This window comes from Sorangium sp. So ce176 (assembly GCF_051519835.1).
GTDB lineage: Bacteria > Myxococcota_A > Polyangia > Polyangiales > Polyangiaceae > Sorangium > Sorangium cellulosum_G.
On the sequence record NZ_CP150371.1, the window covers coordinates 134,241 to 159,450 of the forward strand.

At 71.2% G+C, this 25,210-nt stretch carries 21 protein-coding genes and 1 pseudogene; 9 read left to right on the forward strand and 13 right to left on the reverse strand.

Annotated elements, in window-relative coordinates:
- Positions 1-199 precede the first annotated feature (199 nt).
- Positions 200-1,111, forward strand: a complete 912-nt coding sequence (locus WMF42_RS00500) for a LysR family transcriptional regulator (RefSeq protein ID WP_061607657.1) — start codon at positions 200-202, stop codon at positions 1,109-1,111.
- 15 nt (positions 1,112-1,126) lie between these two features.
- Here the strand turns inward: WMF42_RS00500 and WMF42_RS00505 are convergent.
- Both WMF42_RS00505 and WMF42_RS00510 read right to left on the reverse strand, forming a co-directional pair.
- Positions 1,127-1,557 (reverse strand): annotated as a pseudogene (locus WMF42_RS00505) (alcohol dehydrogenase catalytic domain-containing protein); the annotation flags it as partial.
- 21 nt (positions 1,558-1,578) lie between these two features.
- Positions 1,579-3,375: a glycoside hydrolase family 15 protein gene (locus WMF42_RS00510; protein ID WP_437689715.1), complete on the reverse strand. Its 1,797-nt coding sequence runs from the start codon at positions 3,373-3,375 to the stop codon at positions 1,579-1,581.
- A gap of 370 nt (positions 3,376-3,745) precedes the next feature.
- Here WMF42_RS00510 and WMF42_RS00515 point away from each other — a divergent pair, with 370 nt between their 5' ends.
- From WMF42_RS00515 to WMF42_RS00535, 5 genes are all read left to right on the forward strand, one after another.
- On the forward strand, positions 3,746-5,080 hold the full coding sequence (locus WMF42_RS00515) for a hypothetical protein (RefSeq protein WP_437689717.1): 1,335 nt from the start codon (positions 3,746-3,748) through the stop codon (positions 5,078-5,080).
- A 240-nt stretch (positions 5,081-5,320) separates the two neighbouring features.
- Positions 5,321-6,058 (forward strand): DUF4336 domain-containing protein, encoded by a 738-nt coding sequence (locus tag WMF42_RS00520; protein ID WP_437689718.1) that lies wholly within the window; start codon positions 5,321-5,323, stop codon positions 6,056-6,058.
- Between the two features lie 147 nt (positions 6,059-6,205).
- Positions 6,206-7,042, forward strand: coding sequence for a dienelactone hydrolase family protein (locus WMF42_RS00525; protein WP_061607666.1), 837 nt, complete (start codon positions 6,206-6,208; stop codon positions 7,040-7,042).
- A gap of 126 nt (positions 7,043-7,168) precedes the next feature.
- Positions 7,169-7,906 carry a hypothetical protein gene (locus tag WMF42_RS00530; protein WP_437689720.1) on the forward strand — a complete coding sequence of 246 codons (738 nt, stop codon included), beginning with the start codon at positions 7,169-7,171 and terminating at the stop codon, positions 7,904-7,906.
- A 150-nt stretch (positions 7,907-8,056) separates the two neighbouring features.
- Positions 8,057-8,191, forward strand: coding sequence for a hypothetical protein (locus tag WMF42_RS00535; RefSeq protein ID WP_437689722.1), 135 nt, complete (start codon positions 8,057-8,059; stop codon positions 8,189-8,191).
- Between the two features lie 14 nt (positions 8,192-8,205).
- Here WMF42_RS00535 and WMF42_RS00540 read toward each other — a convergent pair whose 3' ends face one another.
- The 7 genes from WMF42_RS00540 to WMF42_RS00570 all read right to left on the reverse strand — a co-directional run bounded on the left by WMF42_RS00540 (position 8,206) and on the right by WMF42_RS00570 (position 18,638).
- On the reverse strand, positions 8,206-10,602 hold the full coding sequence (locus tag WMF42_RS00540; RefSeq protein ID WP_437694452.1) for a penicillin acylase family protein: 2,397 nt from the start codon (positions 10,600-10,602) through the stop codon (positions 8,206-8,208).
- 643 nt (positions 10,603-11,245) lie between these two features.
- Positions 11,246-13,480: an ATP-binding cassette domain-containing protein gene (locus tag WMF42_RS00545; protein ID WP_437689724.1), complete on the reverse strand. Its 2,235-nt coding sequence runs from the start codon at positions 13,478-13,480 to the stop codon at positions 11,246-11,248.
- A 265-nt stretch (positions 13,481-13,745) separates the two neighbouring features.
- Positions 13,746-15,383 (reverse strand): hypothetical protein, encoded by a 1,638-nt coding sequence (locus WMF42_RS00550; protein ID WP_437689726.1) that lies wholly within the window; start codon positions 15,381-15,383, stop codon positions 13,746-13,748.
- Positions 15,384-15,787: 404 nt separating this feature from the next.
- Positions 15,788-16,447 (reverse strand): glutathione S-transferase family protein, encoded by a 660-nt coding sequence (locus WMF42_RS00555; RefSeq protein ID WP_061607647.1) that lies wholly within the window; start codon positions 16,445-16,447, stop codon positions 15,788-15,790.
- A gap of 310 nt (positions 16,448-16,757) precedes the next feature.
- Positions 16,758-17,387 carry a LysE family translocator gene (locus tag WMF42_RS00560; protein WP_437689728.1) on the reverse strand — a complete coding sequence of 210 codons (630 nt, stop codon included), beginning with the start codon at positions 17,385-17,387 and terminating at the stop codon, positions 16,758-16,760.
- Positions 17,388-17,453: 66 nt separating this feature from the next.
- On the reverse strand, positions 17,454-18,020 hold the full coding sequence (locus WMF42_RS00565; RefSeq protein WP_437689730.1) for a hypothetical protein: 567 nt from the start codon (positions 18,018-18,020) through the stop codon (positions 17,454-17,456).
- A 279-nt stretch (positions 18,021-18,299) separates the two neighbouring features.
- On the reverse strand, positions 18,300-18,638 hold the full coding sequence (locus tag WMF42_RS00570; protein WP_061607643.1) for a four-helix bundle copper-binding protein: 339 nt from the start codon (positions 18,636-18,638) through the stop codon (positions 18,300-18,302).
- A 702-nt stretch (positions 18,639-19,340) separates the two neighbouring features.
- Between WMF42_RS00570 and WMF42_RS00575 the strand changes: the two genes are divergently transcribed.
- Complete coding sequence (locus WMF42_RS00575; RefSeq protein ID WP_437689732.1) at positions 19,341-19,796, forward strand: hypothetical protein; 456 nt, start codon at positions 19,341-19,343, stop codon at positions 19,794-19,796.
- Between the two features lie 211 nt (positions 19,797-20,007).
- Positions 20,008-20,763 (forward strand): class I SAM-dependent methyltransferase, encoded by a 756-nt coding sequence (locus tag WMF42_RS00580; protein ID WP_437694454.1) that lies wholly within the window; start codon positions 20,008-20,010, stop codon positions 20,761-20,763.
- 62 nt (positions 20,764-20,825) lie between these two features.
- On the opposite strand, the gene WMF42_RS00585 is transcribed toward WMF42_RS00580, so the two are convergent.
- The 4 genes from WMF42_RS00585 to WMF42_RS00600 all read right to left on the reverse strand — a co-directional run bounded on the left by WMF42_RS00585 (position 20,826) and on the right by WMF42_RS00600 (position 24,118).
- Positions 20,826-21,518: a DUF2306 domain-containing protein gene (locus WMF42_RS00585; RefSeq protein WP_437689734.1), complete on the reverse strand. Its 693-nt coding sequence runs from the start codon at positions 21,516-21,518 to the stop codon at positions 20,826-20,828.
- Between the two features lie 126 nt (positions 21,519-21,644).
- On the reverse strand, positions 21,645-22,301 hold the full coding sequence (locus tag WMF42_RS00590; protein ID WP_437689736.1) for a response regulator: 657 nt from the start codon (positions 22,299-22,301) through the stop codon (positions 21,645-21,647).
- Positions 22,298-23,446: a sensor histidine kinase gene (locus tag WMF42_RS00595; RefSeq protein ID WP_437689738.1), complete on the reverse strand. Its 1,149-nt coding sequence runs from the start codon at positions 23,444-23,446 to the stop codon at positions 22,298-22,300. The genes WMF42_RS00590 and WMF42_RS00595 overlap by 4 nt, the downstream gene beginning before the upstream one ends.
- 15 nt (positions 23,447-23,461) lie before the next feature.
- Positions 23,462-24,118 carry a ferritin-like domain-containing protein gene (locus tag WMF42_RS00600; RefSeq protein WP_437689740.1) on the reverse strand — a complete coding sequence of 219 codons (657 nt, stop codon included), beginning with the start codon at positions 24,116-24,118 and terminating at the stop codon, positions 23,462-23,464.
- Positions 24,119-24,199: 81 nt separating this feature from the next.
- On the opposite strand from WMF42_RS00600, the gene WMF42_RS00605 reads away from it, so the two are divergent.
- The gene (locus tag WMF42_RS00605; RefSeq protein ID WP_061607638.1) at positions 24,200-25,183 is read left to right on the forward strand and encodes a hypothetical protein; all 984 of its coding nucleotides are present in this window, start codon (positions 24,200-24,202) and stop codon (positions 25,181-25,183) included.
- Positions 25,184-25,210: the final 27 nt, after the last annotated feature.

Sequence of the window (25,210 nt, forward strand, 5' to 3'; positions counted from 1 at the left end):
GCGGCTGAAGGGGACGGCGTGCGAAGCGGACCGGCCCGGGCGCCGGCGCGCCGACGTCGCGCGCAGGCGGCCTCCGCGGGAGCGGGAGGCCGCCGGGGCGCTCCTGGTCGGCGCAGCGTCGGGCTGGCGGCAGGACTATGCGGGAACGGGAGGATTAAGTCGAATGAAACTTTTTTCACGATGGGTTAAGTAACGCTACATGGACGCGTCGCTCCTCCCCGCGCTCGAGGATGTGCTGCTGGTGGCCCGATCGGGCTCGGTCGCCGAGGCGGCGCGGCGGCTGCACAAGACGCCTTCGGCGGTGAGCCAGCAGGTGCGCCGCGTGGAGGAGCACTTCGGGGTGGCGCTGTTCGAGCGCGACGGGCGCGGCGTGCGCCTGAGCCCGGCGGGCGAGGCGGCGCTCGGGGCGATCACGCGGCTGTTCGACCAGGCAGAGGGGGTGTTCGAGCTGCTGTCGGAGCTCTCGGGGGAGTCGTCGACGACCTTGCGGCTCGCGGCGAGCGACTACCTCGGCAAGGGGCTGCTCGTGCCGGTGATCCGGCAGATGCTCGAGCAGCGCGCGCCGGTGCGGTTCGCGATCACGACGGCGAACTCGGTGGACGCCGCGCGGTGGGTGGAGCGCGGGGAGGTGGACCTCGGCCTCGCGTCGGCGTCGTCGGCCGGGGGCGACCTCGTGAAGCAGCCGCTGTTCGTGCAGCCGTTCCTCTGGGTGGGGCCGCGGCTCAAGGGCAAGGCGCCGGCGCTGCGCGAGCGGCTCCGGCGCGAGCCGCTGCTCCGGCTCGCGCCCGGCAGCGTGGGGCGGCGGATGCTCGACGCCTACCTGGATCGCGAGCGGATCCGGCCGGTCTCGACGATCGACGTGTCGAGCGTGTCGCTGCTCGTGTCGTACGTCTCGGGCGGGCTCGGCATCGGCCTCGCGCCGGCGCTGGCGCTGACCGAGGTGGCGCGCTCGCGGCTCGACGTCGAGATCGCCGAGGTGGAGCCGCTGCCTGTCGAGCTGATGACGCGCGAGAACTTCCGGCGGAGCCCGATCATCGAGCGGTTCATCGACCAGCTCACCGACGAGGGGCGCCGCGCCGAGCAGCGGACGCGGGCGCTCCTCGGCGGCTAGCGACGGGCGCGCGCCGAGCTTCCTGTCGACGACAACCGCGTCCCGGGGCTCGATGCGGTACCGCTCCGAGGCATGGCCGTCGATCGCCTTGATGCCGCGCTCGGTGTACAGGCCGTTGCGGCACATGTCCCACTCGCCCTGCGCGCAGCTCGCGCACGGCACCGGGTCGGGGCGGCGCACGATGCCCACCACCCAGTCGCCCCTGTCGAGCCCGCTGCCGGGCGGCGCCTCGATCACCTCGCCGAGCGACTCGTGCCCGATCACGAGCCGCGCCTTGCCCGGCGGCGCCCACCCGTAACCGCCGTTCACGATCTCTCGACGTCGGTGCCGCACACGCCGACGGCGAGCGTCCTGACCAGCACCGGCCCGTGCTCGGCGGGCGGCTCGGGGACGTCTTCCGGGAGCCCGGAGACCGGTTTGCCGGGCTCGACCGTGATGGCGCGCATCGAAGCCTCCTCCGAGCCTCATCAGCGGGATCGCTGGTTCGCGGGACCGGTCTGGTCAGAGGCCAGGTTGAATGCGGTGCCGACCAGCGCAAGGTGGCTGAACGCCTGGGGGAAATTCCCGAGCAGCCGCCCGCTCGCGGGATCGTACTCCTCCGAGAGCAGGCCGACGTCGTTGCGCAGCGCGAGCAGCCGATCGAACAGCGCGCGCGCCTCGCCGGCGCGGCCCATGAGCGCATAGCAGTCCGCGAGCCAGAAGCTGCACGCGAGGAACACCCCCTCGTCGCCGGGCAGGCCGTCGGCCGTCCCCCCGGACCCGGTCGGGTAACGGAGCACGAAGCCCCCGCGCAGGAGCTCGCGCTCGATCGCGCGCACCGTGCCGACGACGCGCGGATCGTCCGGCGGCAGGAAGCCCACGAGCGGGATGAGCAGCGTGCTCGCGTCGAGCTCCCGGCTGCCGTACGACTGGGTGAACGCGCCGCGGCCGCGATCGAACCCCTTCTCGCACACCTCGGCGTGCACCGCGCCGCGCAGCGCGCGCCAGCGCTCGACCGGGCCCTCCAGCCCGAGCTGCTCGACGGTCTTCACGGCGCGATCGAACGCGACCCACGCCATCACCCGCGAGTAGGTGAAGGCGCGCGGCCCGCCCCGCACCTCCCAGATCCCCTCGTCGGGCCGGCGCCAGCTCGACTCGAGGAAATCCATCAGCTTGCGCTGGAGGCGCCAGGCCTCGGCCTCCGGCGCGATGCCGGAGCGGCGCGCCTGGTACATCGTGTCCATCACCTCGCCGTAGACGTCGAGCTGGAGCTGCGCGACAGCGGCGTTGCCGGTGCGCACCGGCCTCGATCCCTCGTAGCCCGGCAGCCAGGGGAGCTCGAACTCACGCAGCCGGCGCTCGCCCGCGATGCCGTAGAGGATCTGGAGCTTCGAGGGGTCGCCCGCGATGGCGCGCAGGAGCCAGTCGCGCCAGGCCGCGGCCTCCTCGCTGTAGCCGGCGAGCAGCAGCGCGTAGAGCGTGAGCGTCGCGTCGCGCAGCCAGCAGTAGCGATAATCCCAGTTGCGCACGCCGCCGATCGCCTCGGGCAGCGAGGTCGTCGGCGCCGCGACGAGCCCGCCGGTGGGCGCGTGGGTGAGCGCCTTGAGCGCGACGAGCGACGAGACGACCGCCTCGCGCCGCGGGCCGGCGTAGGCGCAGCGGCTCGACCAGGCGCGCCACCACGCCTCCGTGGCCTCCACCTCGCGCTCGGCGTCGAGCGCCTCGGGCGGCGGCTCGTGCGACGGGTGCCACGTGAGCACGAAGGGGACGCGCTCGCCCGCGCGGACGTCGAAGTCGGCGACCGTGGTGAGCCCCTGGCCGCGCAGCGGCACCCCCGCGCGCAGGATCAGCGCGTCGGGCCCGGCCACCGCGCGCAGCGCCCCGCCGACCGAGCGCACCCAGGGCACGATCGAGCCGTAGTCGAAGCGGATGACGAGCTCGAGCGAGACGGGGACGCGGCCGCGCACGCCCTCGACGACGCGCACGACGTCCGGCGCCCTCCCGCGCAGCGGCATGCAGTCCACGAGCCGCACCGCGCCCTCGGCCGTGGTGAACTCGGTCTCGAGCACGAGCGTGCCCTCGCGGTAGCGGCGCGCGACGCGGGGCGCCGGATCCTTCGGCGCGATCCGGAAGCGGCCGTGCTCCGGCGCGCCGAGCAGGGCGGCGAAGCAGGCGGCCGAATCGAAGCGCGGCAGGCAGAGCCAGTCGATCGAGCCGTCGCGCCCGGCGAGCGCGGCGGCCTGCGTGTCGCTGATCAGCGCGTACTCCTCGATCCGCAGCGGCATGCGTGCTCCCGATGCGCGCGGCGACGAGCGCCGGCGCGACGGCTGCGGCGAGAGCACGGAGGATGCCGCGCGCCGCGGCGCCGGGCCCGGCCGAGCGCCGCGCCAGAGCCGACTCGAGCGACGGCGGCCGTCGCGCGTCCGGTCGAACGCGTGGCCCGTGCGCCGGCGAGGACGGGCCGAGCCTGGCCGTGCCGGCAGCGACGATCGCGCCACCGCCCGTGAGGAGCTGGCCGGCGCCGAGGGTGCGTCCGAGGCGGCAGCGCGCACCTGGGCCGATATAGCGAGCTCTCCGGCGTCCAGGGGCGGAACCGCGAGGTGGACGCGGTCGGCGCGTTTGACACCATCTCCCGCGCGTCCAACAGATCGCCTCATGAGAGCTCTCTTCGCATGGGTCGTATTGCTCGTCCCGAGTCACCTCCTCGCCGAGGAGCCCGCCGCGAGCGCGCCGCCCGCCGGCGCAGCCCTCCGCTGCGCGGGCGCGGAGGCCAGCGCGCTCGCCGGTCAGCTCGACACGTCGTTCGGGGGAGAGGGGACCGGGATCGCGCGCGTGCGCTTCGGCGCCGACGACGACGGCGGCTTCTTCAAGCTCGACGTCGCGGGCGACGAGATCGTCGCCGGCGGCTGGGGCCAGGGCGGGCTCGGCGGGGTCCGGTTCCGCGTCGCCCGGCTGACCGGGGACGGCGCGCGCGACCCCGGGTTCGGAGAGGGCGGCATGGTGATGACCTCGTGGGCCGCCTCGACAGGCGACTACGTGACCCTGGCCGGCGTCGGGGACCAGCGCGGGGGCGCGATCGTCGCCGTCGGCTGGCGCGATCGGTTCGGGGGCGGCTCGGCGGACGTGGCGCTGGCGCGGTACGCGAAGGACGGGTCGCTCGACACGAGCTTCGGCGACGGCGGCAAGCGCCTGCTCGACCTCGGCGGAGACGAGGTGATCCGGGCCGGCCTTGTCGCGCGCGACGACCGGATCGTGGCCGTGGGCCAGCGCGACGGGCGCCTGCTGATCGCGCGCGCCACAGCGGACGGCGCCCTCGACACGTCGTTCGCGCGCCCGCGCGGCTACCGGACCGTGGCGCTGGGGCCCACCTCGGTCGCCGAGGCGGTCGCGATCGATCTCCGCGGCCGCCTCGTCGTGGCGGGCTCCGCCGCGACGGACGGCCAGCGCGACATTGTCGTTGTGCGCCTCCTGCCGAACGGCGCGCTCGACGGCTCCTTCGGCGACCGGGGCGTGATCGTCGCCGGCGACCCCGGGATCGACGAGCGCGCTGTCGCTGTCGCGCTGGCGCCCGGCGGCGCGATCGTGGTGGCCGGCGACGCGGGCCGCGCGGGGGCGCGCGACTTCCAGGTCCGCCGCTTCCACAAGGACGGCGCGCCCGACCTCGCGTTCGGCGAGGCCGGCGTGGCGGCGTGGCCGACCACCGGCGGCGACGATATGGCCGAGGACATGGTCCTGCTCCCGGGCGGCGCCGTCGTCGTCGCGGGCAACGGCGGCGACGCGGCCACGCCGCTGCTCGCGCGGTACACGTGCGGCGGCGCGCTCGACCCGGCGTTCGGCGACGGCGGCGTGCTCCCCGTCGACCTCGGCGAGTTCGGGGTGCTGCACACGGTGCGGGCGATCTCCGGGGATCAGATCCTCCTCGGCGGCGGCGACGTCGGCATGTCCCCGGGGCCCGGGACGTACGGCGTCGTGGCGCGGATGTGGATGTGAACGGGGCGGTCGAGGCCACGGCGCCGGCGGCGCCGACGCCCAGCGCGCGACGCGCTCGCTCCATGAGGCCTTTCCGGCGAAGAAGCGACGGTCGACGGGCCGAGCAACGCCGAACAGCGGATGACGTGACGCTCGTCATCCTGTGATCCCGTGAAGACGCGTGATGTGGTCCGTGAACGACCGTGCCGAGGCGCGTGGAGATGCCTTGACGGAGCGGTCGGGCGCGCGTTGCATGTCGGCATGCTCCGAGCGATCGCCGAGGACGTGTGGGCGTACGAGAAGGACTTCAGGATGCCGTTCGGCGATCTGCCGTCGCGGACGACCGTCGTGAGGCGGGCCGACGGCGGCATCGTGATCCACGCGCCGCTCGCGTTCGACGACGCCGCCGCCGCGGCGATCGACGCGCTCGGCGAGGTGCGCGCCCTCGTCGCCCCGAACTGCTTCCACCACCTCTTCCTGAAGGCCGCTACCGAGCGCTGGCCGCGCGCGAGCGTGCTCGGGGCGCCCGGGCTGGAGAAGAAGCTCTCCGGCCTTCGCTTCACCCCGCTTCCTCGGTCCGGCGTGGCGCCGGAGATCGGCGACGATCTCGGCGTGCGCGTCGTGGAGGGCGTGCCGTACATCACGGAGCACGTGTTCCTGCACGCGCGGTCGCGGACGCTCGTCGTGACGGATCTCCTCTTGAACGTGCACGAGGTCCGCAACTTCGGCATGAAGGTCTTCCTCTGGCTCGGCGGCGCCTGGAACAAGACAGCGCAGGACCACCTGTGGCGCCTGCTCATGAGGGACCGCGCCGCGGCCGCGCGGAGCGTCGCCGACATCCTCGCATGGGACTTCGATCGCGTCGTCGTCGCCCACGGCGATGTGATCGAGGGCGACGCGAAGGAGCGGCTGCGGAGGGCGGTCGCGTGGATCGGCGGGGCGAGCCCGCTCCTGCCGGAAGAGCCCCGCGAGGCCGGGAAGCGCTCCGCCGAGGTGTAGCCGGAGCCGCTCTGTCCCCTGGAGGGGTGACGCCGTATCCCGACCTCATCACCATGGCTGCTCCAGGGGCGCTCGGCTGCGGACGGACCTGAGCGCCGCTGGGGAGGGGCTTTACCGGGCGAACGTGGTGTGATGCAGTTCGCCGTGATGGCACCGAGCAAACCCAGGGCGCCGGAGGGCGATCTCGCCACCTTCGAGCGCGAGCGCTTCACGCACGACGGCGTCGCGCACGACGTCTATCGGAAAGGGAAGGGGCCTGCCGTCCTCGTGCTGACCGAGATGCCCGGGATCTCTCCCCAGGTGCTCGGGTTCGCCGACAGGGTCGTGGCGCTCGGCTGCACGGCCGTGCTGCCGAGCCTCTTCGGCACCCCTGGACGTGCCCTGCTGGGACCGGGCGTCACGGGCGCGCTCTACGCCCTCTCGTCGATGGCGAGGGCCTGCATCAGCAAGGAGTTCACCGTGCTCGCGACGGGGCGCTCGTCGCCTGTCGTCGACTGGCTCCGGGCGCTCGCCGCGTCGGAGCACCAGCGCTGCGGCGGGCCGGGCGTCGGCGTCGTGGGGATGTGCTTCACCGGCGGGTTCGCGCTCGCGATGGCGGCGGACGCCCGGGTGCTGGCGCCCGTGATGTCGCAGCCGTCGCTCCCGATCGCGCTCACGAAGGAGCGGCGGCGGACGATCGACTGCGACGCCGCGACCCTCGACGCGGTGGCCCAGCGCTGCGACAGGGAGGGCCTCCGGGTGATCGGGCTCCGCTTCAAGCGCGATCCGCTGGTGCCGGGGGAGCGGTTTCAGCTCCTCCGCGAGCGCCTCGGGGAAGGGTTCGTCGCCGTGGAGCTGGAGCAAGCCGACGGGCACCCCGAGGAGCCCCTCAAGAAGCACCACTCGGTGTTGACAGGCGGGCTCGTCGACGCTCCTGGCGAGCCGACGCGCGCCGCGCTCGACCGGGTCCTCCAGCTCTTTCGTGACAAGCTGCTGGCCGGGTAGCGCGCCGCCCGGCGCGCCCGCGCCGCCCGCGCGGGCGGCGCTCGCCGGGAGGGGCCGGCAGGGGCGGTCGGCGGACGTGGACGCGTTGTCGAGACGTGCGGATTCCGATGTGATGAGACCCGGGGGGTGGTGATCATGAAGCCTGTCGTTGCGTATCAGGTTCATCTCATGTCGCAGATGCGAAACAGCGCGGGCAGGGCGAAGGGCCTGAAGCTGCTGGGTGTCGATCCGTCGGAGGTCGACACGGCGAACGCGATGGTCGCGGACGTGGGCCTGAGCTTCCGGGAAGGGAACAACGGGAGCCTGCGCGAAGCCGACGTGGTTCCTCGATTCCTCGGGGCGCCCCGGCGCATCACGCCGGCGCCGGTGGAGGACTCCGCGTTCTGGACCACGAGGATGTTCTATTCTCTGCCCGTGTGGCCGGACATGGAACTGGAGCTCAGCTTCAACACGTGGGGGCATCTCGGCAATGCCCGGTTCGTTCGCGCAGGTGCGTCCGGGGCGTGTCTGAAGCGGTCGAAGAATGAGCTCCGGTTCGCCCCCGCAGCCGAGTCCAGGGCGCGTCGGCTTCGGTCCATGGATGTCGTGCCCTGGCGCGTGGTGGAGGACGATATTTCCCTCTCGTGTAGCGAGGCGATCACGGTGGAATGGTTCGGGTACATGACCGATTACTGCTGCACCCTGCTCGAACCCGGGAGCGCGCCGTACTTCTGGGCCTTCGACTTCGGCCTCCTGCAGAAAGTGGAGCCCTGGGACGAGCTGCCCATCGGCGAGGAGGAGATCGCCGCGTCTGGTGTCCCGCCCTTCCGTGCGAAGCCCTGGAGCGCCGGCCAGCTTGAACCACCCAGGAAGGAAGAGATTTGAACCACAGAGCTTGAACCACCCAGGAAGGAAGAGATTTGAACCACAGAGGCACAGAGGGCACAGAGGAACAACAAAAACTCTGTGCCCTCTGTGCCCTCTGTGCCCTCCGTGGCCTCTGTGGTTCGTCTTCTCGGGGTTTCAACCTGCTCGGTGTCCCAGAGCCTGGACGAGAGCGCCGAACAGGAGGGGATACCGGACGACGTCTCGGTGGAAGACGATGAGCGCGGCGAGCCATCGGCGCTGAACGACATGGCCCGCCCCGTCGAGCGGGTCAGCGGCGCCTGACGGGCCTCGTCGACTCAGGGGATCGCTGCGGGCGTGAACGGTACCGTGAAGATCTGACCCGACCTCCACGCCTCCGCGTGATCCGCGTAGTGGCACGTGCGCGGATCCCCGCTGATGCCGGTGCTCATCACCCCGAGCGAGCCGTCGAGCGGGGCGAGGTTCCAGATCATCCGCGTCGCGCTGAGCGAGTCCTGATCGAGTGCGGCCCACACCCCGCCGGCATCCTCGAAGTCGCCGGGCGGGAGCGCCAGGACACCGATGTTCCCGAACCACCCGCCGATGTTCACCGTCGCGACGTCGCCCTCCGCGGGGAAGGTGCCGATGGCGAAGCGCGCGTCGTCGCCCGCGAGCGGGTGGTTGTAGGTCAGCGTGTGGATCCCGCCCCAGGTCCAGGTGCTCACGTCCGGGCCCAGGGCGTCGCGGAGCATCGCGTCTGCCTGGCCCAGGGCCGCGCGGACGGCCTGGTCCCGCGCCGCCCCCGGATCGACGCCCGCGGTGATGCCGAAGTACGGCGCGCGCGGGTTCTCGAGGGCGTCCATCAAGCCGGCGAGCTGGTTCGTGAGGAACACGCTGGGCGCGAAGGACGCGTATTCGTCGGGGCCGATCACGTCGCTCACCAGGTTGCGCAGCAGGATCAAGGTGAGCATCTCGTGGACGGCCGCGCCCTGGCTGCTCGCCGCCGCGTTCCCGTCCCACGCTTGCAGGGCCGCCACCGCCGCGGCGGCGCTCGGATCGCCCGCCGGCAGCCCGGCGCGCCCGAGCGCGGCAACGTAGCTGTCGCGCAGCGGCAGCCCGATCGTCGTCTGCGTGTCGAGCTGGATCGACGCCATGTCCTGCGGCGTGAGCGGCGCCGTCGCGGAGGTCAACCGCGTGGTGATCCGCTGGGCGCGCCAGGGCATGTCCCAGTAGTTGGCGAGGTGGACAGGGCGCCCCTGCGGCGCGTAGCCCCGCGGGACGATCCGGTGGTTCGCCGTCACCAGCAGGTGCGAGGGCGGATCGTAGACCGAGGGCAGCTCGGCGTTCGTGGCGTACCCGGTCCACTCGTGTCCTCCCGTCCCCGGCACCGGATACAGCGCGTTCAGCGGGCTCTGGCGCTGCGGCGCGAGGCCCGAGTTCTGGTAGCCGATGTGGCCGTGGGTGCCCTCGTAGTCGGCGAAGATGAAGTTCCAGCCGATGCTCTGCTTCAGCGCCGCCGCCCTGAACTGCGTCCAGTTCAGCGCCGCCGGCATCTCGAAGAAGCCGTCGACCTTCCACGCCGGCTGGCCCGCCGTCGACTTGAGCGCGAGGGTGCCGAACGACTCCAGCCCGGCCAGACCGTCGTTGAGGACAGGCCCGTGGGGCGTCGCGCGGAACGTCCGCTGCACGTTCGGCTGCCCCTTCACGCGGATCGTCTCCACGCGCCGGGTGACGGGCTTCCACACGCCGCCCACGAGCACCTCCTGGCTTCCTCCGGGCGCCGCGCGGAGCGTCTCCACGTAGAGGTCGACGCTGTCGAAGAGCGAGTAGGTCGGCACCCAGGCGATGCGCTCTGTGTGGCCGCTGAGGAACCCGGGGAACCCGGGCACCATCCACCCTGCCACGTCGTATTGCCCTGTCACCTTGAGCTGAGCCACGTAGACGGCGGACGGGGTGGTGTGGGGGAAGTGCGGGTCGGTCGCGAGGAGCGGCTTGCCTGTCGAGGTGAGGTGTCCATCGACGGCCCACGCGTTGCTCGCGCGCCCGCTGGCGGGCGCCCTGCGCACGGCCTGCCCGGCGGTCCGGCGCGCCTCCGCCAGGCAAGACGGCGGCGGCGGGTTGACGATGGTCGCGGTCGGCGCGCTCGGGCCGGGCGGCACGAGGAACTGGGAAATCGGGTTCAGGTTGCCCGCCGCGTCGAACATCGACACGGTGTCCGGAGCCTCCTTGATCAGCGTCGTCGCGACCTCTGTCCCGGCGATGGCCGCGACGGCCGCACGTTCTAGCTTGGTGAACCACGTCAGGGTGTCGAAGGTGACTCCCACGTAGATGTAGGCGAGGACGCTGTCCTCGGGTGTCCAGGGATCCGGCTGATAGCCGAGCGTCTGGAACTCGAGCGGCAGCCCGCCGCTGGAGGCCTTCGCGTCGGCGATGTACTGGTTCACGCCCGCGGCGCACCCCTGCAGGATGCGCTTCGTCCGCGAGGCGGCCGCCGCGTAGCGCGCGGCGGCGAACGCGGACAGGTTCTGCGCGCGGGCGAGGAGGTCCTGATCGAGGATGCTGTTGCCGTCGCCGGGCCCGTAGATCTCCGCGAGGCGGCCCTGCGCGCTGCGGCGCAGCTCGTCCATCTGGAAGAGCCGGTCGCGCGCCATCGCGTAGCAGAGGCCGCCATAACCGGCCACCTCGTCCCCTGCGGTGACGTGGGACATGCCCCGATCATCCACGCGGATCGACACCGAGTAGTGCCCGCTGATCTCGAGGGTGGTTCGTCCCTCGGCCGTAGGCCCATCCAGCCCCGCGCCATCGTGGGCGACGCTGCATGCAGCAGCGGATACCAGGAATGCCACGCCGGTCATTCGCCTCATCGCAAGAATCTCCTCCAAGGCCCCTCGCGAGGCCGTGCTCTACAGGCCATGTGCGCCGCCCTCGCGCTGCGCGGATAAGCATTCCCCCGATGCGCATGTACGGAGAACGGCTGACATCGCAGCGCGCCGCTCCGCACGTGCTGGACGGCTATCAAAACCGGCAACCTAGCATCGCTCAGGCATGCGTGCCACGCGTCGTGCCATGATGAACCGAGCGCATGTCATCGCGCTGGCCGCCCACACCGCTCGCGGCTCTCGCACACCGCACGTCCGGGGCCCGGCGCCTGACGCAAGGAGGTCGCCGCCGCCGAGATGTCCTCTCTGCGGCGCTCCTCGGGGCAAGGCGACGTCATCGACCTAGGAGGTCACGATAGTAAAGACTTTTTCCTACACCGGCCTCTGGCGCGACCAGCGCAGGTCCACGTCGTCCGTGCAGGGATGCGCCCGCTGCACGAGGGGCCACGGCCATCTCCGGCCCGACGAACCCGATCGCCGCGCCCCTGGCGCGGTCACCTCAGATGAAGCGCGCCGTGATGCTCCGCTCGCAGCGCTTCAGCTCCTGCGGCGGCCCCTCGAACAGCACTTCGCCGCCGGCGCTGCCCCCTTCCGGGCCGAGATCGATGATCCAGTCGGCCTGCCGGATCACGTCGAGGTGGTGCTCGATCAGGACGACAGTGTTCCTGGCGTCCACCAGCCTGTCGATGATGCCCATCAACAGGCCGATGTCGGAGAGGTGAAGCCCGGTGGTGGGCTCGTCCATCACGTAGACGCTGCCCTGCTTGTGGAGCTCGGTGGCGAGCTTCAGCCGCTGTCCCTCTCCGCCCGACATGGTGCTGAGCGGCTGGCCCAGCTTCAGGTAGCCCAGCCCCACGTCGCTCATGGCCTTCACCACGGCCTTGATCTTCTTCTCGGAGAAGAAGGCCAGCGCTTCCTCCACGGTCATGTCCAGCACGTCGCTGATCGTCTTGCCGCGCAGCGTGTACGCCAGCACCTCGGCCTTGAAGCGCTTGCCCTCGCAGATCTCGCAGGTGGAGACGATGCCCTCCATGAACGCCAGATCGGTGTACACCACCCCGAGACCGTTGCAGTTCGAGCAGCTCCCCTCCGAGTTGAAGCTGAAGAGCGACGCGCTGACCTTGCTGGCCTTCGCGAACGCCTGCCGGATGTCGTCCATGATCCCGGTGTAGGTGGCGGGGGCCGAGCGGCTGTTCGCCGTCACGCGGGACTGGTCGATCACGATCGCCTCCGGGTGCTGCGCCAGGAAGACATCGTTGATCAACGTGCTCTTGCCGGAGCCGGCGACCCCCGTGACGACCGTGAGCACGCCGGTGGGAATGCCCACCGTGACGTTCTTCAGGTTGTGCAGGGTGGCGTCCTTGATGACCATCTGGCCGGTGGGCTGCCGCGCCTTCTGCTTGATCGGCAGGTGTTGCTTCAGGAACTTCCCCGTCAGCGTGTCAGCGTCCTTGAGGGCCTCATAGCCCCCTTCGAAGACCACCCGGCCGCCGTGCACCCCTGCCTTCGGGCCGATGTCGACAACGTGGTCCGCGATCGCCATCACGTCCGGGTCATGCTCGACGACAAGCACTGTGTTCCCCTTGTCGCGCAGCTTCTGGAGCAGGCTGTTCAGGCGGGCGACGTCGCGCGCGTGCAGACCCACGCTGGGCTCGTCGAGGATGTACAGCATCTCGGTCAGGCTGTTGCCGAGGTGCCGGATCATCTTCACGCGCTGCGACTCGCCGCCGGACAGGGTGGCGGTCTCCCGGCCGAGGCTCAGATAACCGAGCCCGATGTCCACGAGGTGCTGCAAGCGCTCGACGAGCCTGGCGCTCAGCCTCACGGCGACCGGATCGGTCAGGCCTCGCAGGAACCCGATCAGCTCCGTCGCGTCGAGATCGGAGAGCTCGGCGATGTTCCGGCCGTTGATCCTGCACTCGAGGGCGGCCTGGTTGAGCCGCGCGCCGCGGCACACAGGGCACGTCTGCGTGGTGGTGAATCGCTCGAAGACCGCGCGGTTGCGATCGGACATCGCCGCCGCGTCCTTCTTGATGTACATGCGGGTGAAGCGCTCGACGAGGCCCTCGTACTTCGAGCCGAACTCGCCGAAGGAGACCTTCACGTCCGCGCCGTGGAGGAGGGCGTGGAGCTCCTCGGCGGTGTAGTCCTTGATCGGCTTGTCGCTGTCGAAGAGGCCCGAGAGCGGGTACATCTTCCACATCCACTTGCCGACCTTGAAGTCCGGGTGGAGGATCGCCCCGCCGTTCAGGGACTTGCTGCGATCGAGGAGCCTGTCCAGATCGAGCTGGACTGTCTTGCCGATGCCCTCGCACTCCAGGCACATCCCCTGCGGGGTGTTGAACGAGAAGGCGAAGGCCGGCCCCGCATGGGGCTGCCCGATCCGCGAGAACAGCAGCCGCAGCAGGGCGGCGATGTCCGTGTAGGTGCCCGCCGTCGAGCGCGAGCCGCCCCCGACCCGCTTCTGATCGATGATGACCGGCGCGTTCAGGTGCTCGATGCGGTCGACGTCGGGCTGACCGTAATGCGGCAGGAAGCCCTGCACGAAGGCGGTGAAGGTCTCGTTGAGCTGGCGCTGCGCCTCGGCGGCGATGGTGTCGAAGACCAGCGAGGATTTGCCGGAGCCGGACACACCGGTGAACACCGTGATCTTCCGCTTGGGGATGTCCAGCGAGACGTCCTTGAGGTTGTTCTCGCGCGCGCCGCGAACCTGGATGAACTGGCGATCCGCCACGGTTGCCTCCTTGCGAGCCAGAAGTGCCCGATCTCCGCAGTCTCACCGCGAAGCACGAGGGAAAACCAAAACGATGTGAGGATGTCAAGGTCGAATCGCCGCGCCCGCCCCGGGGCGCCGGAGGGCCAATGAGCGAGGCCGCGGATGTGGCGACCTCGCCGCCGGTGACCGCGGTCGCTTTACACTTCTTATGATGACGCGGTGGGCGGGTGATCCTCGATCCCGAGCGCGGGGCGCGCCGCCGTCGCCCGGGCTTCATCGTCCGTCAGAATCGATAGAGGACGTTGCCCTCGTCGCCGGAGACGTAGATCGCGCCCGACGGGCCCACGGCGACGCTGCTCATCCCGAAGGTAGGCACCGTCCCGGTGGCCGCCTCGAGCCCCACCTCGAGGCGCTTCGCCACGACCGATGTGTGCCCGGTCGACGGATCGACGCGCAGGAGCCGGCGCCTGCCGCTCTCCACGACGAGCAGGGTGCCGTCGAGATCGACGGCCATCCCCTCCGGCTGGTCCAGGCCGGCGGCCACCTCGAACGGCGGAGAGAGCGTCACGCCCCCGGACACGAGCTGGAGGACCGCGCCCGTGGCCCAGTCGGCGGCCCAGAGATCGTCGCCCGACGCGGCGAGGCCCGAGGGCACGGTCATCGGCGCGAGCGTCTCGAGCCCGCCGCTGGTCTTGCGGACCACGCGCGCCGCGCCCGGCCCCGCGCCGAGCTCGGCCACCACGAGATCTCCCTCGAACCGGACCGCGTTGAGCGGCGAGGCGAAATCGGTGTGGGTCTCGAGGACCGTCGCCGTCGCCGGGTCGTAGACCTGGACCACGCCGGCGAACCACGCGCTGAGGATCAGCGACGCGCCGTCCGCCGACACCGTGGCGGGCGCGTGGAACTCCGTCTTGCCCAGGAACGACTTCGTCACCTCGAGCAGAGCGCCCGTGTCGCCGTCGAGCTTCCGCAGCGACGCCAGGTCTGCGACATAGACCGACTCGGCGCCTCCCTCGCTCACAACGGCCACGCCGCCGGGCAGGATCATGCCGCCCGGGAGCAGCGTGCGCGCCTGCCCGTCCGGCGCGATCCGGACGACGAAGCCGTCGGCGGCGCTCGAGACGTAGAGCTTGTTCTGCGCGTCGATGGCGAGGTTGTCGAGGCCGGCGGGGAGCACCGCGAGGACCTCCGTGTCGCCTGTCGCGACGTCGATCCGCACCACCTCGCCGTTCTGGTCGACCGCGTGGAGCCGGCCGAGCCCGTCGAACTTGACGGCCGCGGGGATGAAGAAGCCGTCCGCGACCGTCTGGACATCGCACTCCAGCTCCGGGTCGACAGCGTCGGTGCAGGAGTCCACATCGATGCTGACCACCCGGCCCTGCGTCCAGATCGGCCCGTACAGCCGGCCGTCGGGGCCCCAGTCCATGCCGTTCAGGAAGCCGAGGTTGCGCGTGATGAGGCGCGGGGGATCCGACAGCGCCGGATCGACCTCGTAGAGCGCGTCACCGAGGAAATCGAGGGCCACGAAGAGCCGCCCCGTGTCGGAGAAGGTGATGGGGTTGACCCCGGGCGCGACGAGCTGTTGGGTGATGTCGCCCGACGGCGAGCGCCGCACGACGTTCCCCGTCATGAGCGAGGTCCAGTAGAGCGAGCCGCCCGGTCCGAACGTGAGGTCATCCGGGCCATCGACCCCGTCCGACCGGTCGAGCCGGCGCACGATGGCGCCGCTGTTGCGGTTCACGACGGCGATCTCGCTTCCGAGGAAGCTCGCGACGTACAGCTTGCCATCCGGCCCCACGTTCATCCCGTTGGCGCCGTGCAGCCGCGCGCCCTCGACGAGGACCGAGCGCCTCGCGTGAGCCGTCGATGAAAAGCCGAGAAGCCAGGTGCCAGCGAGCACGAATGGTAAAAGCCTGTGCATGACTCTCCTTTCACCGCCGCGCGTGGGCCCTGGGCGCCTGGATCAGGAGGACGTCGGGCGCGAGACCAGCGCGACGGAGGGAATTCGGCGGACGCATGGGTCGCGCAGGATTGCATCGGTACGATACCACGGTCGGTGGGGGCTGCGCATCGCGTACGAGGCGCACGAGGGCTGTCCCAGCGTCGCGGCGTTCCTGCGGGAGGTGAGCGCGCGAACCTCGCCGCGCCGCCGCGCCGGCCGAGGCGGCGCTCGATGTGCGCGTTCGCATCACCCGGAGCGCGGGCGCGACCCGCGGCCGGATCACCCTCGGCAGGGAGGACGACGCGCGCGCCGCTGGTGCGGCGCGGCGTGACAGGCGCCGACGCGGAGGGCGCGGCGCGGCAGGCGTCAGCGCATCGAGCGCCTCACTTGTGCCTGGCCATGAAGTCCTGGAACGCCTTGGCGCCCTCGGCCTCGACCTTCTGGACGTGGGGGCGCTGTCGCAGCAGCGCGAAGAGGCTGTGGAGCTGCGGCCAGTCGTCGTAAGGGTCGTTACCGCCGAGCGCCTTGAGCACCACGGTGGCGATCGGCATGACCGTGATCGCGGCGAGATCCGCGTAGGTGAGCTCCCCGCCGGCGATATAGGGGCTGAACTTCGCCATGCGCTGGAGGGCGCCGATGCCGCGCAGGACGCCCTGCTGCGCCCGCGCCACCTGGTCGGGCGTCGTGCTCTGGCCGAAGAACGCCGCGGGCAGCACCGGGCGAACCGCGGCGTCGATGCTGGTGTCGATGACGGACATGATCGCGCGACACTGCGCCGCCTCCCAGGGGTCGGCGGGCAGCAGGCGGTTCTCCTTCGGCCCGATGGCCTCGATGTACTCGATGATCGGCTGGGACTCGATGAGACAGCCAGCCGATCCCGATCTCTCGATGAACGGGATCTTGCCCAGCGGGCTCTTCTCCAGGTACGCCGCGTCCTGGGACGGCGACGCCACCTCCTCCACGAAGGGGACCCCCTTCTCGAGCAGGGAGAGCTTCACCTTGTTGTGATAATTGCTCAGCGGAAATCCATGGAGCTTGATCATCGGAGACCTCCTGTCTTCAGAGCGGCCCAGCAGACGGCATGTCCCCTGTCGCTGTCAAGGAGATCGCCACGCCCCAGGCGAGCTCCCCTGTCACGGCGCGCGTCGCCGGGAGCCTCTGTGGTGACAATCAATGCTCAGAAGGCGCTCTCCGACGGATCCACGTGCAGCGGCGCCTGGACAGGGAGCGCCGGGATCACCGATCCCGCAGGAGATACCGAGATCGAGCGAGGGCGCCCCGGCGCCACCGCCGTGCAGGTCGCGCCGTCGCTGGGCCGTGTCCTGTCGTTCCGGGCGGCGCGGCGCCCGCGCATCATCCGCCGGTGCCGAGCCTGTTGACGAGCAAGTAGACTCCGGTCCCGATCATTACAGCGCCAGCAGTAATATTCAATCGCTGTCTTGCCCTCGAGTTCTCGAAGAACAACCTGGCCCTGTCCGCCGTGTGCGCATAGACGAGCTTCACGCCGCCCACCACCCCGGTGGCGATCGACATGATGACGGCCGTGTCGACCAGCGAGACCCTGGACAGGTCAAGGAACGCGGGGAACAGGCCCATGTAGAAGAGGATCGCCTTCGGGTCCGAGAGCGTCAGGAAGAAGCCGCCGAGGAACGCGGAGAACCGCGAGGCCTTCGTCGTCTCTCGAGCGGGCACGGCATCGGCCCTTGCCCTCCAGAAGCCGATCCCTGTCCAGACGAGGTACGCGGCGCAGGCGTATCTCGCCAGATCGAACAGGCCGCCCATCGCCCCCGCGATGGCCGTCAAGCTGTAGACGGCCAGCACGATGAACACGAGATCGGCGGCGACGATCCCGCCGACCATGAAGAGCGCGCTCGTGAACCCGGAGGCAGCGGACCTCGCGACAACCGCGACGTCGCTGGGCCCAGGGACGACCGCCAGCACGAGCAGCGTTCCGAGCAGCGCGACGATGTTGCCAGCGGTCATGGTCATCTCTGGGGCCTCACGATCTCCCGGTGCTCCTCGCGCGCCCGTGGCCTTCCCGGCGCTGCGTCACTCGATCTCCAGCTCGACCAGCCGGATCTCCCCTTCCAGGAAGCCCGTCTCCCGGAGGTACGTCACGTATACTCCACCCGCCCTCCTTCCCGCGCGAGCTCCGCGTGGCCGAGGCCGGCGTACGGCCACGCTTCCGGGCTCGACGGGGCCATGGCGGTGAACACGACCTCGCTGTCCGACCCCCGGCGCGCCGGCCGCGTCGAGCGGCTCGGTGAGCGACGAGAGCCCGTCCGACGCGTCGAGCTCGTCGGTCGCGCAGAACGTGCTCGACCTCCAGCTCGATCCGTCTTCCCCCGGCGTCTCGAGCGTCGTGTCGCCGAACACCCACACCGAGCTGTCGCCCCACCGCGCGCTGTACCCGCCGTCCCGGCCGCGGATCACCGGGTCGAACGCCAGCGGGCCCAGATCGCGCGCCGCGCGCACCGCGGCCTCGGGCGCGTCCGCGCCGCACCCGGCGCACGGCAGGGCGACGCCGGCGGCCCTCATCGTCCTTCGATAGCGCATGCGCGCGACGATATCATGGAGGCGGAACGCCGCCGCGCGCCGCTCGCGGAGCGCGCGCATGGAGGGGTGTCGGCCGCGCGCGAGGCGAGGCCGCGGGCAAGGCGGCCTGCAGGAGGTGGGGAAAGCCAGGCGATGGGTCAGTTCAAGGGAAGGAGCGGCCGAGACGCCAGGAGACTCTTCTTCTGATCGCGTCTCGGCGCTTCAAGCGCACGTCACTTCAGGCGAGGTTGAGGAAGCTCGATGCGATGGTCGTCTCGCCTTGCTGTCCCGAGCACGGCGCCGGGCGCCCCCGCCCGTGGGCCGGGCGGGCAAGGAGAGAGACGCCGCTGCCCCGCCGGGTCAGATCTGCCGGCACGCGGCCGCGCAGCGGCGGCACTCGTCGGCGCACGTCTTCATCTGGGCGTCGCCGGTGAGCTTGTCGCAGCTCGCCGCGCACAGGTCGCAGAGGGCCGCGCACACGCTGGTGATCTGGGCGCGCTGCGGCGAGCTGCGCAGGAGGAGCTTCGAGGCCGCCTCGCAGATGTCGGCGCAGTCCTGGAGCAATCGCACGTGCGTCGCGTCGGCGTGGGCGCCGCCCATCTCGAGGCAATACTGGCTTGCATGGGTGCAGATCGCCCCACAATCCTGGGTGAACCGGGCCACCTCCCGGAACGATCTGTCCCCCGGAAATTTGCTCATGAGAACCCCCCTTCGGTCAACCGGTCCGCTCCTCGCCGCGGCGCATCTCGCGACAAAGAGGCAACCTTGGTATCCAGAGGTTGAATGGATTGGGCGGCCTTCGCACGTCGGGCCATCCCGCATATGGGACTCGGAACAGCGATTGACGCGCCGAGCCCTGGTGTCCCGAACGCGCCGCGCGACCGCCGGGGCGTCTGGGCGAGCGCGCGCCCACCCGGTCGGAACGGCCGCTCCCGCCCTGGTCGCTCGCGCGGCGCGGCGCCTCGACCGCCCGTCGCCGTCGGGGAGCTGTTCGGCGAGGTCGAGCTCGGGCGCATCGCCGCCGCAGCCGCGCTCCAGGCGATCGATCCGGAGCGACGGCTCACGCGCGCTGCCGGTCGCGGCGGGGGCCGGGCGGGGCGGCGCGGCCGGGGTGTGCGGCTGGCGATCATGCGATGGGAAGCGACAGCGCGCTGCGGCTCCGGTCCGCGCCGCGCGAGGCGCTCACGCCGTTCGCCTGGGGGAGCTCTGCCGGCGCATTGTCCTTGCGGTCTGCCTCTTGCTTTGCGCGATGGATTCGACACGACGGGAAGATCCGTGAGCCCACCGGACGACGCGCGAGCGTGCTTGTCCCTGGCGTGGGCGCGTCAACCCGGATCTCCGAAGAAGGCAGGAAAGAAGAGCAAGGCCATCGGAAGCAAGGCCATCGGAAGGAGGCGTGTGATGATCGGAGCTGTGCAGTTCGTTCGGCGGGCGCTGCTGCCCGCGGCGTGCCTCGGCGTCGCCCAGATGCAGGCTGGAGACGCGCGGGCCCAGGCCGTGAAGCCCGTCTGGGCCAGCAACACGTTCGAGTCCAGCGAGCACTGCGATCCGCAGACAAAGCTCTTCGGCGGCGATTACCTGAACCGCGGGTACGGGGTCTACTCTGCGAACCGCAAGTTCCACCTCATCATGCAGGACGACGGCAACCTCGTGCTGTACCGGGTGCCGGCGCAGGCGCTGTGGTCCACCGGCACCGCCGGACAGGCCATCAAGCACGCGATCATGCAGGCGGACGGCAACCTCGTGCTCTATGACTACGCGGGACAGCCGAAGTGGTCGTCGAACACCCAGGGACACCGGGGCGCGTTCCTGGTGGTCCAGTGCGACGGCAACCTGGTCATCTACGCGCCCACCTAGCGCCGGGCCGCTGGCGCGGGCGCGCGCCGGCTGGCGCCGCGCCCCGGAAGCTCGTCCCTCCTCTCGCGATGTGAAAATTGCCAACCATCGCGGGCGCGAAAGGGCGCAGGGGTTCTGGGGGGCGGCGGTACGATCGACCGAAAGATCCGCCAATCCGGCAGAAAGCGGCGCCCTCCCGCGCAGGCGCCGCGCGCGCTACGTCGTCATCATGATGATTGACGTGGTGGACGAGATGACGGGGCGGCTGCTGGTCGATGCGGGCATCGGCGCCGGCATGCGCGTCCTCGACGTGGGCTGCGGTCGCGGGGATGTCTCGCGGATGATAGGGCAGCTCGTCGGGGGGCAAGGGCAGGTGGTGGGCGTCGACCGCGACGCGCCGTCGATCGCGGCGGCCCGGGAGCGGGCGCGCGATCTAGGCCTCTCGAACATGACCTTCGCCGAGGGCGACCTGGGCGCGCTGGCGCCCGAGATCGGCCACTTCGACGCCGTCGTCGGCAGGCGCGTCCTGATGTACCAGCCCGACGGCGTGGCGGCCGTGCGCAGCCTCTCCCGCGCCCTGCGCCCCGGAGGCGTGGTGGTCTTTCAGGAGCACGACGCCACGATGGTGCCGGCGAGCGTCGCGCCCCTCCCGCTCCACGAGCGCGTGTCTCACTGGATCTGGCGCACGGTGGAGCGAGAGGGCGCCGACATTCACATGGGCTTCCATCTCGCGACCGTGCTGGAGCAGGCGGGCCTCGCCGTCGTGCGCGTGCGCGCGGAGGCGGTCGTGCAGACGCCCCAGACGCGCTACCGCACCGTCGCGATCGTCCGTGCCATGCTGCCCCGCATCGTGCAGCGAGGCGTCGCCACCGAGGCCGAGATCGACGTCGACACGCTCGAAGATCGCCTCGTCGAGGAGCGGGCGAAGGCGAACGCCACGTACATCAGCGACATGGTCTTCGGCGCATGGGCCCGAAAGCCCGCCTAACCACGTCGACCGCGCCGATGCGGCGACCGCTTCAGAAGAGCTCGCGCTCGAGCCCCGCGTCCTCAAGGCGCGTGCGGGAGCTGGACGACGGCCCTGGCGGGGGCGGGCGGAGCCATCGACCTCCTGTGGAGGATCCACTCTGCGACGGCCACGTTGATCACCCAGCCGGCGCCCATGAGGAGCGCTCTCACGTCCTCGTGCGGCTGGCCAGCAACCAAGACCCAGGGCACGTGGGTCAGCACCTGAGTCCCTGCGCCGAGACCGATGGCATAGCCGCGCAGCATCCAGGCGCCGTGGCCGACGAAGTCGCGCCGCCAGAGGGCGACCACGCCGAGGAGGAGCGACGTCAACATGGCCGAGCCGAACAGCAGCCGGAGAACGGCAAGAGCGTCGCCGTCGCCCTCGGGGAGCTCGTAGCGCGCCTGCATCCATAGACCCGAAGCCGCGCCGACGAGCCCTGACGGGACCAGGACCCACCCCGCCGCGCGGTGCCAGCGAGGTCTCCGGCGGCGGAAGCCGGAGGAGAACTGGAACGCGCCCAGGACCGCGAACACGCTGACGCTGACGATGTGCAGCACGATGGGCAGGGGCGCTGCGAAGTAGCGCGCGTTATGATGGGTGATCTCGGCGCCGGAGCTCAGCTCGGTCAGGCGAAACGCACCGGCAGCTACGGGGACCGCGCTCAGGGCGATCAGAGATGCGGGCACGAGCCAGCCTCGCCTCGCCGAGGGGGTCGTGGTGCTCTTGTTCGTCATGAAACGAACGTAGCCACCGCCCCTGTTGCGGCACAATTGGCGCAAAGGCCAGAGCTCGGTCGACCAGGAGTCCGATGGGGAGATCCTACTTTCGGCCAGGTGCGCCTCCCGGCGCCGTCCGACGGGTCAGCCCCGAACGCGACCGGTCTCGTAGGCCCAGATGGCGATCTCGACGCGGTTGCGCGCGCCGAGCTTTGTCATGAGGCTCGCGATGTGCGCCTTGACGGTGCTGAGGCTGATCTGGAGCTCGTCAGCGATCTCGGCGTTGGTTCGCCCGCGGGCCACCGTCAGGAGCACCTCCTCCTCGCGGGCGGTGAGGGCATCGCTGGGCTGCGTTCGTTGCGGGGTGGGCTGAGAGGCGGCGAACGCGGAGAGGAGGCGGGCGGTGACGCTCGGGGCGACCAAGGCGTCGCCCTTGGCGGCGGCGCGGATCGCCTGCGCGAGCAGGTCAGGACCGGCGTCTTTCAGCAAGAAGCCGCGGGCGCCGGCCTTGAGGGCGCCATACACGTAGTCGTCGTGGTCGAAGGTGGTGATCACGACGATCGCGAGCGGAGCGTCGACCGTCGGGCCGGCGAGCCGTCGCGTGGCCTCGATGCCGTCGATCCCGGGCATTCGAATGTCGAGCAGGCACACGTCGGGGCGCAGGGCGAGCGCCAGCCTCACGGCCTCGCGTCCGTCGGCCGCGACGCCCACGACCTCGATGTCGGGCTGGGCGTCGAGGATCATGCTGAGCCCGGTACGGACGATCTCCTGGTCGTCGGCGACGAGGACTCGAATGCTCATGTGGACCTTCCATTCCGGGGCAGCACAGCCATCACCGTCCAGCCGCGCTGTGGGCCCGGGCCCGCGTGGCACGTGCCGCCGAGCAGCTCCGCTCGCTCGATCATGCCGATCAGCCCGTACCCCCTCGACGCCGAAGGGCGAGCCTGGACCGCATGACCATCGTCGGTGACCCGCAGACGTACGGAGGCATCGTCGGCCGTGACGTCGACCTCGACCCGGGTCGCCTGGCGAGCGTGCCGGCGGGCGTTGGTGATCGACTCTTGCGCTATCCGGAAGATCGCGGCAGCGACCGAGGACGGCAGGCTGTCGAGGTCCCCTGTCAGCTTGACGTCGACGGACGGCCCTGTGGCGGAGGGGCTCGCGAGCCGCTCGATGTCGGAGAACCGCGGGCCCGGAGCGAGCTCGGCCGGCTCGTCCCGGCGCAGGAGCCGGACCATCGTGCGCATCTCCCCGAGAGCGCGAGACGCCTCGTCCGCGATCACGCGGAGCGCGTCCACGGGCGCCTCGGGGCGGGTCGGCGCGGCTGCCAGGCCAGCTTGCGCGCGGATCGCGATCGCCGACACGTGGTGGGCGACCGTGTCGTGCAAGTCACGGGCAAGGCGCTCTCGCTCGGCCAGCTTGGCTTCGTCGAGCTCTCGCAGGCGCACGCGATCGCGGTAGCGCACCGCCGCGCCGAGCGCCATGGTGGAGCTCAGGACGGCGGAGCCCCCGATGACATCCCCGATCCCGGCCCCGGTGGAGATCAGATCGAACGACGCCGCGGCGGCCACGATCGACAAACCGAGGGTCGCTTCACGTCCCGTCCCCCACCGGAACAACGCATAGGGAAGCAGCAGCAGATACGCCATCGTGTGCAGCCCTGGCGGCTCGCTGCCGGCAGCCAGGGCCGCGAGCTTCATGGCCGTGACGAGGCCAAACGCGATAACGACCATCCGCAGCGGCCTTGTCCTCCGCCACAGCAGCGTCGGCAAGAGCCCGACGCCGACGACAAGCGAAGCGGCGCGCCACGGTAGATCGGATCGGAACGTGGCCTCGAGGAGCCCGACGACGGCGAACGCCGCGAGGAGGCCCCAGTCCATCCGGACGCGTCGAGGTGGGTGCGGCGCTCGTGGTTCGGACCACACGGATCGAAAGAACTCTCGCACCTGGGTGACGCCTCGTCAGCACCCGGGCGCTCGGCAGATACCCATCTTGATGCGCGCGATCTCCTGGAGCTCCTCGGCGATCTCGAGCGTTCGCAGCGCGGCGGCGCGCGCGAGGGCCTGGGCCTCGTCGGTGACGGCGAGGCGCGCGAGGAGCCGCCGGCCCATCTCGTGGTGGTGGCCCTCGTCGGGCTGGATAACGTCGCGGTAGAGACGCGCTGTCTCGGCGTCGCCCTGCGCCTCGCAGTACTCGATGAAGGCCTGGTTGTGCACCTTCGCGAGCGCCTCGCGCGTGAACTGGCCCGCCGCGACGCGCTCGACCGTGGAGCCGAGCCCCTTCAGGTACGCGTACATCGGCGTGGGCGCCCCGAACCTGGCCGGCACGGCCGCCGGGTCGACGCCGAGCGCGCGGAGGCGCTCGGCGATGAGCCGGTAATGCCGCGCCTCGTCGCCGCACTGCCGGGCGAGGGCGAGCTTCACCTCGACGTCGGTCTCGGTGGTGAGCCAGAGCGCGGCCTCTTCGGTCGCCTCGAGCTCCTTCTTGAGCGCGGTCGCGAGCAGCTCCGGGATGCCGATGCCGCTCCGGGGCTCGGCCGCGCCGGCGGAGGCGCCGATGTGGGCGAGGCGCTCGCCGACCTTGCGATCGAGCTCGTCGAGGAATTCCTCTGCATTCATGTGGGACATGATGGGTGCGCCCCGGGCGGCGGGTCAATAGGCGGCCCTTCCGCGGGCGAGGGGAGGGTGTACGATCCCGGGATGGCCTGGAGCTTCCTGCCCTCGTGGATCGATCTCGAGTCGGTCTCGATCTCGTTCGAGCTCCCCGCGCGCACCACCCTGAAGCGCACCGGGGTGGCCGCCCTCGCGACGTCGAGCGCCACGGCGCTCCGTCTGACGCTCGCGCCGGCGCTCCTGCGCGTCGCGTTCGAGCCGTACCTCGTCATCGACCTGCCGCCGCCGCTCGGCGACATGGGGCTTCAGCAGGTCGAGTACGACTTTCGCACGGGCGCGATGGCCCCCAACGTCTTCTACACGGGGGGCCTCGTCCGGGTGGGGAAGGGTTCGGCCGAGGACGAGGCCCGCGCGTTCATGCGCGATCTCGTCACCTCGACGCCCATGGCGATGCCCCCGTACGACCCGACGAGCGATCGCGATCTCGTGCTGACGGTGCGTCAGGTGCTCTCGAACCTCGAGTCCGGCGGCGGCGGTCCCCCCGTCCGCGGCGCGCGCCTCTCCGCGCGGCTGACGCTGCGCCAGGAGCTCGCTGGCGCGGTGGGCCCGGACGGGTTCTGCATCCCGGCCGGCGCGACGATCGCCGCGAGCGTCGATGTCGAGGGGACGCGGGAAGAGATCGAGACGGCGCCGCGCGTGCGGCGCATCGAGGTCGACTGCTCCTCCGCGGTGCTCCGCAAGGGCGGAGCCGACCAGGCGGATCTGCGCCGCTTCGTCGTGCTCCGCGGCGGGGACATCACGATCGAGCGGGTGGAGCCGCTCGGCGCGGCCGGCCAGGCGGCGGGGGTCGAGTCGCTCGTGCGCCTGTTCGGGGCGCTGGTGGCCGGCGGCGGCGTCGCGCTCGACCCGCAGCGCCTCGGGCCGAGCGCTGTCGAGGGATTGGTCAAGGAAGAGATCGCGCGCGCGCTGCGCCCCGTGCTCGTCGACTGGGTGCAGCAGAACGCCGAGATCGTCGCGGGGATGGACCTGCGGAAGGTGCTTGGCATCGCGGAGGGGCCGGGCGTGGCGTGAGGGCGTGAGGGGGCGCGGCGGGCGGGG

Bases quoted from the DNA above. Each gene is read 5' to 3' on its own strand.
- WMF42_RS00500 (WP_061607657.1), top strand. From the start codon at position 200: ATGGACGCGTCGCTCCTCCCCGCGCTCGAGGATGTGCTGCTGGTGGCC.
- WMF42_RS00510 (WP_437689715.1), bottom strand. From the start codon at position 3,375: ATGCCGCTGCGGATCGAGGAGTACGCGCTGATCAGCGACACGCAGGCC.
- WMF42_RS00515 (WP_437689717.1), top strand. From the start codon at position 3,746: ATGAGAGCTCTCTTCGCATGGGTCGTATTGCTCGTCCCGAGTCACCTC.
- WMF42_RS00520 (WP_437689718.1), top strand. From the start codon at position 5,321: ATGCTCCGAGCGATCGCCGAGGACGTGTGGGCGTACGAGAAGGACTTC.
- WMF42_RS00525 (WP_061607666.1), top strand. From the start codon at position 6,206: ATGGCACCGAGCAAACCCAGGGCGCCGGAGGGCGATCTCGCCACCTTC.
- WMF42_RS00550 (WP_437689726.1), bottom strand. From the start codon at position 15,383: ATGCACAGGCTTTTACCATTCGTGCTCGCTGGCACCTGGCTTCTCGGC.
- WMF42_RS00555 (WP_061607647.1), bottom strand. From the start codon at position 16,447: ATGATCAAGCTCCATGGATTTCCGCTGAGCAATTATCACAACAAGGTG.
- WMF42_RS00560 (WP_437689728.1), bottom strand. From the start codon at position 17,387: ATGACCGCTGGCAACATCGTCGCGCTGCTCGGAACGCTGCTCGTGCTG.
- WMF42_RS00565 (WP_437689730.1), bottom strand. From the start codon at position 18,020: ATGCGCGCGCTCCGCGAGCGGCGCGCGGCGGCGTTCCGCCTCCATGAT.
- WMF42_RS00570 (WP_061607643.1), bottom strand. From the start codon at position 18,638: ATGAGCAAATTTCCGGGGGACAGATCGTTCCGGGAGGTGGCCCGGTTC.
- WMF42_RS00575 (WP_437689732.1), top strand. From the start codon at position 19,341: ATGATCGGAGCTGTGCAGTTCGTTCGGCGGGCGCTGCTGCCCGCGGCG.
- WMF42_RS00580 (WP_437694454.1), top strand. From the start codon at position 20,008: ATGATTGACGTGGTGGACGAGATGACGGGGCGGCTGCTGGTCGATGCG.
- WMF42_RS00585 (WP_437689734.1), bottom strand. From the start codon at position 21,518: ATGACGAACAAGAGCACCACGACCCCCTCGGCGAGGCGAGGCTGGCTC.
- WMF42_RS00590 (WP_437689736.1), bottom strand. From the start codon at position 22,301: ATGAGCATTCGAGTCCTCGTCGCCGACGACCAGGAGATCGTCCGTACC.
- WMF42_RS00600 (WP_437689740.1), bottom strand. From the start codon at position 24,118: ATGAATGCAGAGGAATTCCTCGACGAGCTCGATCGCAAGGTCGGCGAG.
- WMF42_RS00605 (WP_061607638.1), top strand. From the start codon at position 24,200: ATGGCCTGGAGCTTCCTGCCCTCGTGGATCGATCTCGAGTCGGTCTCG.